This is a genomic window from uncultured Williamsia sp. (assembly GCF_947494875.1).
Classification (GTDB): Bacteria; Actinomycetota; Actinomycetes; order Mycobacteriales; family Mycobacteriaceae; genus Williamsia_A.
The window spans coordinates 634,965-648,545 of record NZ_CANLWM010000001.1 but is presented as its reverse complement, the minus strand read 5'-3'; the positions used below and the strand labels follow the sequence as shown (position 1 = coordinate 648,545).

The following is a 13,581-nucleotide window of genomic DNA, read 5'->3' as shown; positions in this document are numbered from 1 at the left end:
GTCTCGCGCGTCACTCGTCGGTGGGCGCGTCGGGAAACGCGGTCTGCGTGTACCCCCCGCGCAGCGTGCCGTCGATGTACGCGTTCTTGCAGGCGGTGTGGGCGATCTTGCCGCTGGACGTCCGCGGGATGGACCCGGCCGGGACCATCAGCACGTCCCGGGCCATCACACCGTGGCGTTGGGCGATCGCGGCGCGCACGGCATCGGCGACCTCCTGCGGATCCTGACGCTTGCCGGTGTTGCGTTCGCCGACGATCACCAGCTGCTCGGACGCGTCGTCGGGGTCCTGCTTCATGCCCGACGAGGCGTTGGCGAAGACCTCCGGCGGCAACTGGTTGGCGGGCACCGCGAAGGCGGCGACGAACCCCGGGCGCAGCGCCGACGACGCCTCCTGGGCGGAGTACTCGAGGTCCTGCGGGTAGTGGTTGCGGCCGTCGACGATGACGAGGTCCTTCACCCGGCCGGTGATGAACAGGTCGCCGTCGTACCAGACGCCGTAGTCGCCGGTCCGCAGCCAGCGGTCCGGGAACTGGGCGCCCTGTGCGTGGCTCCCGCTGCCGAGCGGGTGCTCGAGGGTGTTGCGGAACGTCGCCTGCGACTCGTCGGGACGACCCCAGTAGCCGTGTCCCAGGTTGATCCCGTTCAGCCAGATCTCGCCGACGACACCGTCGGGCTGTTCGCTCGCGGTCTCGGGGTCCACGATCGCGGCCCACTGGCTCGCTGCGACCTGCCCGCACGCCACCTGCGCGACGGCGTTGGGCGCGGCCTGGTCGACGACGGTGAACTTCCCGGCGTTCAGGTCGTCACGATCGACGTAGATGACCTTCGGCTCCCGGTGCCGGGGCGGCGAGGAGACGAACAGCGTGGCCTCCGCCATGCCGTACGACGGCTTCATCGCGTACTCGGGCAGACCGTAGGGCTCGAAGGCCTCGCGGAACTTGTTCATGGAACTCACCGTGACCGGCTCGCTGCCGTTGATGAGGCCGATGACGTTGCTCAGGTCGAGCTTCTCGCCCTCGCGCGGCAGACCGCGGGCGGCAGCGTGCTCATAGGCGAAATTGGGTGCGGCGGCGAAGGTCTCGGCGCCATCGGAGGCGGCCGCGAGTTCCTTGATCCACCGACCGGGACGGCGGACGAACGCCGCCGGGCTCATGATGGTGATGTACTTGCCGCCGAGCGCCGGGACGATGACGGTCAGCAGACCCATGTCGTGGAACATCGGCAGCCAGGTCACGCCACGGCAGTTCTCGTGCAGGTCGAGGGCGTTGATCATCTGCAGCGCATTCGACCCGACCGACTCGTACGTGATCTCGACGCCCGCCGGGGTCCGGGTGGAGCCGGAGGTGTACTGCAGGTAGGCGATGTCGTGCTGCGTGGGCGTCGGCCGCTTCCAGGTCTCGCCGACCGAGTCCGGCACCGCGTCGACCGCGATGACGCGGGGACGCTGCTTGGCGGGCAGCGGTTTGAAGAAGTCGCGCACGGCCTCCGCCGACTTCGTGGCGGTGAGGATCACGCTCGGCGTGCAGTCACCGAGGACCGCGTGGAGACGGTCGGTGTGACCGGGTTCGTCGGGGGAGAACAGCGGCACCGCGATGTTGCCGGCGTAGAGCGCGCCGAAGAACCCGATGACGTACTCGAGCGACTGCGGCGCGAGGATCGCGACGCGGTCGCCCGGGGAGCTGACCTGCTGCAGACGTGCGGCGACGGCCCGGAGTCGCTTGCCGAACTGCGCCCAGGTCAGGTCGATGGCCTCGCCGTCGCGTTCGCGGCTGTAGTCCATGAAGCGGTAGGCCAGGGTGTCGGCCTTCTCGACCACGTTCCGCTCGACGTAGTCGACGAGCGTGTCCTCCTCGGAGATGCGGAGGTAGCCGTTCTCGTCGAGGAAGTCCGAGAACTCACGCTTCATCACAACTCCTGTTGACATGTTCCGCCCCGTCCCGTCGCGTGTTCGGGGCCGACCGTGAGTCGCACCGGCCCTCGATGTCGGGAACCGCGGGACAGGCACAGCGACCTGACCGTGGATCCGCCCCCCAGCGTTCCCGTGTACGTCCGTGCATGAGTGCGCACATCGGGTACGTGGGGCCCCGACCCCGCGTCGTCCGACTGTGCGACAAACCTTCCGCATAGTACCGGCATGCACGGTGTCGGCGTGGGCTGACCCGACCGACCGATCATCGCTCACCCTCGCGCAGGATCGGGATGACCGGCGCGAACGCGTCCATCTGCGTGGGGAAGACGCCGACGTAGGACATCGTCGTCTGTTCACGCACCAGCCGGATCTGCTCGGCGATCTCCTCGAACGAGCCGACCATGATGTACGGCGACGACAGGATGTCGTCGACGGTGAGGTCGGCGTCCTTGGCCATGTTCGGCGGAAAGCCGGAGTCGATGGCCGAGAGCACCATCTCCGCCGTCGACACCCGGTCGTCGGTGACGAGGATCGTGGCGATGGTCCAGTTCAGCTCGATGTCCTCGAACCGGTCCCCGGCGGCCTGGCGGATGCGGTCCACGCGCTCGACGGTCTTCGCCATCGTCATGTCGGACAGCTTCAGCCGGCCGTCCGGGGTGGAGCCGGTCGCGACGGAGATGATGTCGGCGTGCTTGGCCGCCATCTCGAGCATGCGGGGGCCGCCGGCACCGACCATGATCGGCGGGCGCGGACCCTGCCGTGGTCGCGGAGCGCCCACCACCTTCTCCACGTCGTAGTACTTCCCGTGGAAGGTGCACTCCTGACCGCGCATCAGCACGTCGAGGATCGTGAGCGCCTCGTCGACCTGGGCGAGCCGCTCACCCGGGGTACCGAACCAGATACCGGCCGCGTCGAAGTCCTCGCGCAGCCACGACGCGCCGATGCCCAGTTCGAGGCGCCCCTTCGACAGGACGTCGATGGTGGTGGCCTCCTTGGCCAGCACCACGGGGTGCCGCAGGCCCGCGGCCAGGGTGGTGGTGGCCAGGCGGATGGTGGACGTCGCCTGACTCAGCGCACCGAGCGCGGCCAGCGGACCGACCTGGTTCTCCAGGTGATCGGGGATGGCGAACGTGTCGAAGCCGTACTCCTCCGCGCGTTGCGCGAGGGCGACGAACTTGCGGGCACCGCCCTCGTCGCGGTTCCCCTCACCCCCGGCCGCGAAGCGGAAAGGCCGCAGCGCGCGGGTCGCGTCGCTCGTCATCGTTCTCCCGTTCTCGTCGTGGGGCGCAGAGGAGTGCAGGCGCAGAACGTGGTCACGATAGTGGCGCGACACCATCTGACAAAAGTCACGCCGTTCGGTGGTGGCGGGCCCTAGTCGTGTTTCGGTCGCGGTGCGTCGGTGATGAGCGACCGCGCCCACCCGAACATCCAGCGGGTCGCCGAGGCACCGTCGTCGTTCCAGTAGCGCGTCGTCGCGTACAGCGCGTGGACCGGGTTGTTCAGCGCACCGGCGATCTTCGACAGCCCCTCGAGCGGGTTGACGATCGTCGGCGAGTCGCAGATGAGGTCACCCGGCGCACACAGCGACCAGGTCTTGTCCTTCAGGTCGCCGAACCCGCCCGCGCGGGCACCGGTCATCGCGATCCCCGGGACGATGCCACCGAATCCGCCGAGCGCGACCTCGGCGCCGACGCCGTCCGGGTTCGGTCCGACCGACTGCGCCTCGCCCGGCTGGCGCCGGCCGTCGGCGATGAGGCCGACTCCGAGGACCTGGTCGGCGGCGATGGGCCCCCGGCCGTTGCCGATGTCGGAGGCGATGTCGCCGGTGATCACCGCGCCCTGCGAGAAGCCCATCAGCACGAAGCCCGAGAGCGGGCACTTGTCGGCGACCCGCCGGATCTCCGCGCGAGCACGCTGGGCGCCCTGGGCACGCGAGGTGTTGTAGTCGGTGGTGCGGTCGGCCGGGTTCGTCGGGTTCCGGAACTGCGCCACGTACGGGACCGTGTAGACGTCGGCGCGGGAGTCGGGGAACGCGTCCTGCAGCGGCTTCGAGATCTTCAGCATCAGCGAGTTCGGGTTCGCCGACGGCGAGTACGGGTCGTCCGTGGCCGACGACTCCCACGTCCCGGGGATCACGACGACCTGCACGTCCGGGCAGTCGGCGGGCTGCGCTGTGGGACGGGGCGCGCTGGACGAGGGGCCCGTGCCCGGCAGGCGCGGTCCCCCGGGTCCGGGCTGCACGATGCTGATGATCAGCACGATCACCAGGATGATCGCGATGATCGCGAGGACGGCCACGCCCAGCAGCACCCACACCCAGGTGCGGCGACGGGACCGCGTTCTCCGGCCGGCCACCAGCTACCCGCAGTACTTGCTGTTCGCGGCAGCGATGAGCTTGTCGGCGTTCGCCGATGCCGTCGCCGTGTCGCTGGTGCCGGACCCGACGATCGCGGTGACGAACGTCGTCACCTGGGCCGCCGGGGTGTTGCGTGCCTTCTCGGCGCACACGAACTCCGCGGCACCCAGCGCGATGGAGTTGTCGGGATCGTTGGGGACGGTGACGCCCTGCCGCTTCAGTTCGGCGAGGAACGCCTCGCCCTTGCTGCCCTGCGGTGCGGCCGCACCGCCGGGGAACCCGGGCGGGGCCGAGCTGGTCCCACCCGGGGCGGTCGCCGGCAGCGACGAACCACCGACCGAGCCGGAGGGGTCCGTCGACGGGTCCTCCGACGCCGAGGAGGACGGCGCCGCCGACGAGGTGACGGCGGTCGTCGCGTCCTCGGAGCTGCTCACCGGCGCCGAGACCGTCGAGTCGCCGCTGCCGCAGGCGCCCAGCAGTGCGACCGCCGCCAACCCTGCGACAGCCGCTCCGAGACGTACGCGCGTCTTCCCCATCTGCTCCCCTTCTCGTCGGTACCGGCCCGCCAGGCTACCGGCGGCCGCCGACGGCCTCGGGCCGCCGGCGGTCGGGAGTCCACCTCAGTGGACGACGGCTGTGCCGTTGATCTCCTCGATGTACCCGCGCTCGAAGTTCACCCGGTTGCCACCGGTGATCGCGAACTGGTCGCTGATCGGGTAGCCGAGCCGCCCGCCCTCGAAGCCGGCCTGTCCCCAGGCGTCGAAGATCTTGCCGGTCGGGATCGCGAAGGCACCGAGTGTGGGTGTCCAGTAGATGTTGCCGCCCTCGAAACGGTTGAACCGTCCGCCCCGGGTCGCGCCGAGCTCGTTCGAGGTCGGGAACCCGAGGTACCCGTCCTCGTAGCCGGTCTTGCCGTACTTCTCGAAGATCTTCCCCTGGACCGAGTGGGCGCCGGTCGAGGGGTTCCAGTAGTACGCACCGAGCTGGAAGCCCTGAACGCGGCCCTTGCTGTTGGGCGTGTCCACCTCGTCGCCCGTCGGGTAGCCCATGGGGCCACGCTCGTAGCCGGCCTTCGCCCAGTCGGCGAGGATCGCCCCGGCGACGGGGTGCGCCCCGGTCGCCTGTGTCCAGTAGATGTAGCCGTTCTGGAACTTGGTCAGCCGCCCCTTGCGGTCCGGGGTGCCCAGTTCGTCGCTGATCGGGAAGCCGAGGAACCCGTCCGTGCCGCCGGACGCGACGTACGCGCCGCCGATGGCACCGCCGACGACGTGGGCACCGGTCGCCGACGACCAGAGGACACGACCGCCGCGGAAGTCCTGGGCCCGCCCGCCCGGCACGCCGTACTCCGGGGTGAGGCACTCACCGAGCTCCTTGTGCTTGTCGGCGACGGGCTTGATGGCCCCGCCCACGCCGCACTTCGGGGTGTCGGCGGCCACGCCGAGCGCCCGCGCGGCCTGCGGCCACGCCTGGTGCATCTCGAACTCCCAGTAGCCCCAGGTGTGCGTTCCCGAGGGGCGGTACACGGCCTGTGCGGCGATGCCGAGCTGGTTCAGCTTGGTCGCGAACTGGGTCGACGTCACCCGCGACAGCACCTCGAGACCGACGCCCGCGTAGTTGGTCGCCAGATACGGCAGATCCGAGGGCGTGTCGTACTGGCCGATGAGCCCGTTGCCCGACGAGATGTACAGGCTGACGCCCTTGAGCGCGTTCGCGTGCAGGTAGGGGTCGTGTTCCTTCCACGCCGGGTCCGACGGCGGGCCGAACATCTTCGCCGAGTCGTAACCGCCGGCGTCGCGGACCGCGAACTGCACGGCCTGCGGCATCGCGAACGACGACAGCTGGAGGATGCCGGAGAAGGATGCGGCGAACTTGAAGAAGCCGGGGTTGCGTTCGCTGAGCATCATCGCTGCGGTGCCGCCCATCGAGAGACCCTCGACGCCGCGGACGTCGCTGGCGCGCCACTGGCCGGCGAGGATCGGGGGCAGTTCCTTGGTGAGGAACGTCTCCCACTTGTAGGTCTTGCCCTTGTCGGGCTGCTTCCAGTCGGTGTAGAAGCTGGACTCGCCGCCGACGGGCAGGACGACGGTGACGTTCTTGTCCTTGTAGAAGTCCTCGACGTCGGTGTTGATCGTCCAGCCGCTCTGGTCCTCCTGCGCGCGCAGCCCGTCCAGCATGTACATCTGGGCGAAGCGCTCGGCCGGCGAGGCGTTCCAGTCACGGGCGAGGAGCAACTGGACCTGGATGTTGCGTCCCATCGACGGCGAGTACACCCAGATCGCGACGCGGCGGTCGCTGTACCAGAACGTGTTGGTCACCCGCACGCCCGGGATCGCGGCCGGGGCCGGGTTGGGGGCGGGTGCCGGGTCGGCCGCGCTCGACGGCGCCGCGGAACTCGGTGGGGCGCCGGTCCCCGTGTCGGGAGCGGCCAGCGCCGTACCCGCTCCGGTCATCGCCAGCACCGCCGCCATCGCGGTCGCCGCGAGGACGCCGCGCCGCAACACACCCATCACCATCCACACCCTTCGACGAGAAGGTCCCGCGACACACGAGACGCCCTTCGCGTAGAAGAACTACACGGAGGGCGTCCCGAAGTGTGGAAGCCACACTGTTACTGATGTGAATTTGTGTGAATCGTGAGACTTCTGTGACTCACGGTTCGAGGTGGGTCAGTCGCGGAACCATCCCTGGTTCAGCGCGCGGAACACCATGTCCGACCAGTAGCCCCAGGCGTGCAGACCGGTGCTGGGGAAGTCGGAGGTGATCTCGACGTTGTTGACGAGGGCCTGCACCTGGAACGCACGGCTCTGCGCCAGCGAGAGCGCCTCGAGCGGGGCTCCCTGGATCAGACCGAGCGGATCCGTCGGGAAGCGTCCCTGCAGACCGCTACCGGAGGCGACACGCACCTTCTTGCCGCGCATCTTGCCGATCTGCACGAACGGGTCGTTCTCCAACCACCGCACGCTGGTGGGCGGGCCCCACATCGAGTCGGAGTTGAAGGGGCCGACACCGGCCTCGATGCCCGCGTCGAGCAGGGCGATGCGGATGGCCTCGCGCATGCCGGGCGCCGAGAGGTTCAGATACCCCGACATCGAGAACAGGTGGTCGATACGCGGGTTGTTCGCGCCGATGATCATCGACGAGTTGCCACCCATGGAGATGCCCATGATGGCGTACTTGCCGGTCCGACCGACCGCGAGACCCATCCGGTCGAGCGTCGGGATGAGGCTCTGGTTGATCGCGCAGCTCCACCGGTAGCGGTAGGGCTGGTTGTTGAAGTTGCTCGGCGCATTCCAGTCGCTGTAGAAGCTGGCGAGGCCACCGACCGGCTCGACCACGTTCACGCCGCGGTCGGCGAGGTCGGCGATGCGGGTGTTGTGCTCCCACCCACTGATGTCGTTGGTGGCGCGGAGGCCGTCGAGCGCGATGACGGTCTTGTAGTTGCCCGGTCGGGTCCACATCCGCACCTTGACGGGCGGCATGCCGCACCCGTCGATGAAGATCTGTCGGACACCCGGGGCGGCGGACGCCGTCCCCGACCCGACCGCCACGCCGAGACCGGCGATGGTGGCGGCGGCGACGAGCACCGCGGCGAGGCGGCGTCCCATCCCGCGCAGGGCGGGCTTCTTCGGTGTGGTCACACCCATCGACTGTTGCTCACTCTCTTGTCCTGAGCGCTGGTCACACAGCTCTCGATGGTGTCCGACCTCGGCCGGACACCTCCGCGGAGCCTATGTGTTGACTTTGACAGCGGCAAACCACTGTCGACGATCCGTGGACGAACCGTCATGGCCGCGTGACCTGCGCCGGTCCTCTCGTCCGAGAACCTATCGCATCGAGGCACGCCGCCGTTACTCGATCGAGACCAAATGTCGGCTTCCGGCGTTCCGCGCGGGTGTCAGCGACCGATCTCGGGCGGGATGGGCAGGTTGCATCGTTCCAGCTCGTAGAGCGGGACACGCTCGATCCGATAGTCGGTGAACCCGAACGACTGCACCACGTTGCGTCGGAACCGTGTGAACGACATCGGCGCCTTGTACGACGCGATCAGATCCTGCGTCGGTCGGCACGTCAGGGCCACCTTGGCCTGACGGACCCAGTCCTGGTCGAGGTAGAAGGGCAGGTACGGGTGCGTCTCGATCGCACCCGACTCGGCGATCACCCACTCGGTGTCGAGGTCCTTGTCGTGGCCGATGCGGGCGTACTCGAGACGCTCGGTGTGCGAGGCGATCGGGTAGGCCAGCCCCATCTGGTCGACCACACGGACATCGAGTGAGGTGTTCATGCTCGTCATGCCCAGGTTGAGGAAGAAGACGGTCAGCTGCTTGGGCACCCCCGCAGGTGGCGGTACGGGCAGAGGGTCGTAGTACCAGGTGTCGTAGTCGGCCGCGGGCAGCAGCACGCCGCCGATGGCCGAGTGCTCCTGGACGTCCTCGACCATCGCACGCATCCGCGGGTAGTCGAGGTAGTCCTCGGCCGTGATCGGGTGCTTGATCGACATGTTCTGGATGTAGAAGCGCCGCTCGTCGACGATCCCGCTGCGGCCGATGTCGGTGCCGTTGTGCATGCCCGGCGAGTGCGACGTGACGACCGCCCAGACCGCGACGGTCACGAAGAGCGCGGCCGACGCCACCGAGCCGGCCACGCCGGCGACCGCGACCCGGCGTCCGACGCCGCGCAGCTGCGGGATGGCCACCGGGATGACGATGACGGGCAGCAGCAGGAGGAACAGCGGGACCAGCAGAACGCGGGCGTGCATGAAGTCGCCGCCCTGCCGGAGCCAGTAGACGGCCTCGAGCAGGCCGCCGACCACGAACACGGTGACGACCGCCGCGGGTGTCCGCAGACGCGACGACAACCGCGCGATCCGGCCGCCCGCGGCCGGCTCGTCGTCGACCCGGGGCCGCGACTGCTGCGACCGCGTCCACCACACCAGCCCCGCCGCGACGACCGCGACGATCACCGGCAGCAGCAGCACATACGGGCTGAAGAGGTTGCCCAGGTAGCGGAATCCCTGCTCCCACTTCGATCCGCTGGCGTCCTTGGCCACCGCGGTGTTGGGGACCAACAGGCCGTAGTACCCCATACGGAAGATCTGGTAGCCGACCGGCAACACCGCGGCCACGACGACGAACGCCACACGCAGTCGCCACCTCATCGGCGAGGCGACCACCACGAGCAACGCGAGCGCACCGACGAGCGTGAGCTCCGGCCGCACGAGCGGGGAGATGCCGGCGGTGAACCCGAGCAGCAGGATCCGGCCGGTGTCGCGTCCGGGTGCGCGCCGTGCCCACAGCACCATCAGTGTCCACAGCGCGGCGGCCCAGAAGATGCAGAGGCTGACCTCGAGGCCGCTGGTCGCGAAGTCCCGGGCGGGCGGCAGCGCGATGTAGATCAGCGCGCCGAACGGCAGGACGAGCGCCGTACCCGCGCGGGCCTTGAGGTCGAGCAGACGGTACGTCCCGTAGATCGCCAGCGGGAGCGCCGAGACGGAGAGCGTGAGGGCGATCCACAGCACCACGTACTCGGTCTGGGCATCGGTGACCCAGCTCCAGAACCAGATCAGGTAGGTCCACACCGTCGAGGTGTTCGCCTCCACGCGCTCACCCTTGTTGAACACCGGGCCGTTGCCGGCGAGCAGGTTGCGGACGGTGCGCAGCACGATGAGGCCGTCGTCGGCGATCCACCGACGGTCCCAGGCGCCGATCGCGAACAGGATCGCCACGACCAGCGCGCTGATCGACGCGGTGAGTGCGGGCAGACGGCGGATCAGGCCGCGACGGTCATCGGTGGCGGCGCGACGGTGCTGCGCGGTGGCGCCGACGGTGTCGTCGGGTCGGCGGGAGCTCCGGGGCTCAGCTGACGAGATAGACCGCGACACCGACGCATACTAACCAGGCCACGGCGAGACACTGCAGAACGCGGTCGGCGAGCGCGATCTCCTCGGGCTCGCCCGCCTGTCCCCCGTCGACGTCGACGGCGTACCGCAGGATCGCGACGGTGAACGGCACCATCGACACCGCGTAGAAGACGTTCTCGTCGTGGTCGCGGGAGAACGCCCACAACCCGTAGCAGAGGACGACGGCCGTCGCCGACAGCGTCCAGACGAACCGCAGGTAGGTGGTCGTGTAGTACTCCAGCGACTTGCGGATCTTGGCGCCGGTGCGCTCGGCGAGTTGCAGCTCGGCGTAACGCTTGCCCGCGGCCATGAAGAGCGACCCGAAGGCCATGACGAGCAGGAACCACTGCGACAGGCCCTTGGGGAGCTCGGCCGCGACGCCACCGGCGATGGCTCGCAGCAGGAATCCCGAGGACACGATGCAGATGTCGATGACGGCCTGGTGCTTGAGTCCGAAGCAGTAGCCGAGCTGGATGGCGATGTAGACGGCGATGACGACGGCGAGGTTCCAGTTGGCCAGGAACGACAGCGCCAGCGCGCCGACACCCAGCACCGCGGCCAGGACGAACGCGAGCGACTGCGGGACGATGCCCGCCGCGATCGGTCGGTAGCGCTTGGTGGGGTGCGCGCGGTCGGCCTCGACGTCGAGTGCGTCGTTGACGAGGTAGATGCACGACGCCGCCATGCTGAACACCACGAATGCGATCGCGGTGCGGGCGATGACGTCGGCGTCCCCGACGGCACCCGCGGCCACGGGGGCCGCGAGCACCAGGATGTTCTTGACCCACTGCCGTGGACGGACGGCCTTCACCAGGCCTGCCGCGAGGGTCTTCGGAGGCCCCTTGACCTCGACCGTCTCGATCGGCTCCTCGCTCATCGTTCTCCCCTGCTCGGCACGCGCCCGCGCACGGCACGGCCGGCGGCGTCGGACCACGCGATCGCGCGCGCGGTCAGTCTGTCATCCCGGGTCACCGCCACCGCGCACACCGCTCCCAGCAGGGCGCCGGTCGCGACGTCGGACGGGTAGTGCACGCCCAGCACGAGCCGGGAGGTCAGCATCGGCGGCACCAGGACCGCCGGGAGCACCGCGGGCGGCAGACCGGCGGCGCGGCCCAGCAGGATCGCGGCCGCGGTGGTCGACGTGGCATGGCTCGACGGGAAGCTCAGTCGGCTCGGCGTCCCGACGCCGACGCGGATCCGCGGGTCGTGCGGGCGGCGGCGACGCACGACGCGCTTCACCGCGATCGAGGCCGCATGGGCGCCCACCGCGCCGATGCCGGCCTGCGCCCACCGCACACGGGCGGCGGCGTCACCGCGGACGGTGACCGCGACGTACCCGGCTCCCGCGGCGGCGATCCACCCGAGCGCGTGCTCACCGAGATGCGACAAACCGCGGGCGGCGGGCAGCACCCCGGGGCGGTCGGTGAGAGCGCCCTGGACGGCGACGAGGAGGTCGACCTCACGGCCGCCGGCGGTCGCGTCAGTCGATGCCGAAGACACGGGCCCAGCTCTCCTTGCTCGTCAGGTCGGCGGCGGCGGCGCGGTAGGTGCGACGCATCTCGTCGAACCGCTCGTTCACCTCGCGGTGCACGGCCAGCGACTCCCGCATCAGCGCGCGCGCCGTCTCGCGATCGCGTTTGCGGTACACCACACCTCGGCCGTCGGCGGTGGTGACGGTGACGCCGTCGACGCGGCCGAGGGAGAACCACCGCGCCTCGATGGGGGGGAAATTGGCCTGCGGGACCTCGTGGTGGTGCGGGTCGGCGCGGCGCAGGTTGTTCCGTAGGACCTTGCCGAGAGCGGCCATCTTCGTGACCGGGTTCGTCGGGACGTTCCGGCCGAGTTGTGTCGCCTCGCCGGACGTCCGGGGCAGTTCCGTCGCCGAGGGCAGAACGACGGCGTCGGGGTACTCCTTGCGCATCGCCGCGATCTTCGGCAGCGCTGTGGGGAGCATGTCTCGGACGGCGTCGGGTCCGGCGAGGAAGTCGCGCATCGCCTCGATCTGGATCGCGACCGTCGAGTACTCCAGGCAGATCAGGTGTTTGAGGAGGGCCTTGAGCGAGGACTTCATGATCCCGGCGTGCGGACCGTCGTGGTGCAGCGCCGCGACGACGAGACGGTTGCGCAGGTGGAAGTACGCCTGCCAGTCGATCGCGTCGTCCTTGTCGCTCCAGGCCATGTGCCAGATCGCGATGCCCGGGACGGTGACGGTGGGATAGCCCGCCGCTCGGGCCCGCAGCGCGAACTCCCAGTCGTCCCACTTGATGAACAGCGGCATCGGCAGCCCGATGTCCTCGGCGCAGACGCGCGGGATCATGCACATCCACCAGCCGTTGCCGTCGACGTCGATCCGGCGGTGCAGGTCCTTGGAGTATTTGCGGTCCCGCAGCGGGTACTCCGCGAAGTCGTGGTCGTAGGTGACGAACGGCGCCGACGTCCACATGAACCGCTCGCGGTCGATCGCCTCGCCCATCGAGTGGAGGTGGCTGCGCTCCTGCAGGTTCAACATCTGGCCGCCGACGAGCGTCGGCGACTTCGCGAACCGCGACAGCGCGAGCGCGCGGAGGATCGCGTCCGGCTCGATCGCGATGTCGTCGTCCATGAACAGGATGTACGGGCTGTCGGTCTGCTCGAGCGCCTCGTACATGATGCGGCTGTAGCCACCGGACCCACCGAGGTTCGGCTGGTCGAACATGTGCAGGCGATCACCGAGAGCGGCTGCGGCGGAGTCGAACCCGTCTTCCTCGCGGACCTTGCGGGTGCCCTGGTCGGGCATCATCACCGCGTCGATCACCTCGTCGACGAGCGGGTCCGACGTCAGGGCGTGCAGTGCCGCGACCGCGTCGGTGGGGCGGTTGAACGTCGGGATGCCGACGGTGACGCGCTTGCTGTCGGGGCCGGACTCCGGCGTCGACGACGCGTACCAGCCGGCGGCGGTGAGCTCGATCGCGGTGTCGGAGGTGACGTCGAACCAGATCCACCCGCCGTCCTCGAACGGCCCGAGGTCGACGGTGAACTCGACGACACCGGTTCCGTCGGAACCCATCTCGACGAGATCGCCGTCGACGGCGATGCGCGAGCCGTCGATCTTGGAGCGGTAGACGTCGACGCGGCAGGCGGCACGGGCGTCGCCGTCACCGGAGGACGCGACCTCCACCCCGCCGCCGGAGGCGGCAACCTCCACCCTCAGCACCACGTCGGTCAGGACGCTCCAGCGACGCCAGTAGGACGCGGGGAACGCGTTGAAGTAACTCTCGAAGCTCACCTCGGACTCGGCGCCGAGCACCACCGAGGTCCGCGACGTCGAGTGGGCGCGACGGGCATTGGTCTCGGACTCCACCAGGTACAGCGCGCGCACGTCGAGCGGCTCACCGCGCCGCGGGAAGATCACCCGCTGCAGCAGCGACCGCGCCGTACGCG

10 protein-coding genes are annotated in these 13,581 nt (G+C 69.5%); all 10 read right to left on the bottom strand.

What is annotated here, in order from left to right; translation table 11 throughout:
• Positions 1–10: 10 nt before the first annotated feature.
• Positions 11–1,909, bottom strand: a complete 1,899-nt coding sequence (gene fadD32 / locus Q1A98_RS03270; protein ID WP_299570536.1) for a long-chain-fatty-acid--AMP ligase FadD32 — start codon at positions 1,907–1,909, stop codon at positions 11–13.
• 262 nt (positions 1,910–2,171) lie between these two features.
• On the bottom strand, positions 2,172–3,170 hold the full coding sequence (locus Q1A98_RS03265) for a TIGR03621 family F420-dependent LLM class oxidoreductase (RefSeq protein WP_299569831.1): 999 nt from the start codon (positions 3,168–3,170) through the stop codon (positions 2,172–2,174).
• A 110-nt stretch (positions 3,171–3,280) separates the two neighbouring features.
• Positions 3,281–4,264: a cutinase family protein gene (locus tag Q1A98_RS03260; RefSeq protein WP_299569830.1), complete on the bottom strand. Its 984-nt coding sequence runs from the start codon at positions 4,262–4,264 to the stop codon at positions 3,281–3,283.
• A 3-nt stretch (positions 4,265–4,267) separates the two neighbouring features.
• Positions 4,268–4,801 carry a DUF732 domain-containing protein gene (locus Q1A98_RS03255; protein ID WP_299569829.1) on the bottom strand — a complete coding sequence of 178 codons (534 nt, stop codon included), beginning with the start codon at positions 4,799–4,801 and terminating at the stop codon, positions 4,268–4,270.
• 84 nt (positions 4,802–4,885) lie between these two features.
• Positions 4,886–6,772, bottom strand: coding sequence for an alpha/beta hydrolase-fold protein (locus tag Q1A98_RS03250; protein WP_299569828.1), 1,887 nt, complete (start codon positions 6,770–6,772; stop codon positions 4,886–4,888).
• A 159-nt stretch (positions 6,773–6,931) separates the two neighbouring features.
• Entirely contained in the window at positions 6,932–7,909 is a 978-nt protein-coding gene (locus tag Q1A98_RS03245; RefSeq protein WP_299569826.1) for an alpha/beta hydrolase family protein, read from the bottom strand.
• Positions 7,910–8,160: 251 nt separating this feature from the next.
• On the bottom strand, positions 8,161–10,035 hold the full coding sequence (zomB, locus tag Q1A98_RS03240; RefSeq protein WP_299570534.1) for a flagellar motor control protein ZomB: 1,875 nt from the start codon (positions 10,033–10,035) through the stop codon (positions 8,161–8,163).
• 82 nt (positions 10,036–10,117) lie between these two features.
• Positions 10,118–11,038, bottom strand: coding sequence for a decaprenyl-phosphate phosphoribosyltransferase (locus Q1A98_RS03235; protein WP_299569824.1), 921 nt, complete (start codon positions 11,036–11,038; stop codon positions 10,118–10,120).
• Positions 11,035–11,661 (bottom strand): phosphatase PAP2 family protein, encoded by a 627-nt coding sequence (locus Q1A98_RS03230; protein ID WP_299569822.1) that lies wholly within the window; start codon positions 11,659–11,661, stop codon positions 11,035–11,037. Before Q1A98_RS03230 ends, Q1A98_RS03235 begins: the two co-directional genes overlap by 4 nt.
• Positions 11,642–13,564: a glycosyltransferase gene (locus tag Q1A98_RS03225; RefSeq protein WP_299570532.1), complete on the bottom strand. Its 1,923-nt coding sequence runs from the start codon at positions 13,562–13,564 to the stop codon at positions 11,642–11,644. The genes Q1A98_RS03230 and Q1A98_RS03225 overlap by 20 nt, the downstream gene beginning before the upstream one ends.
• Positions 13,565–13,581 lie beyond the last annotated feature (17 nt).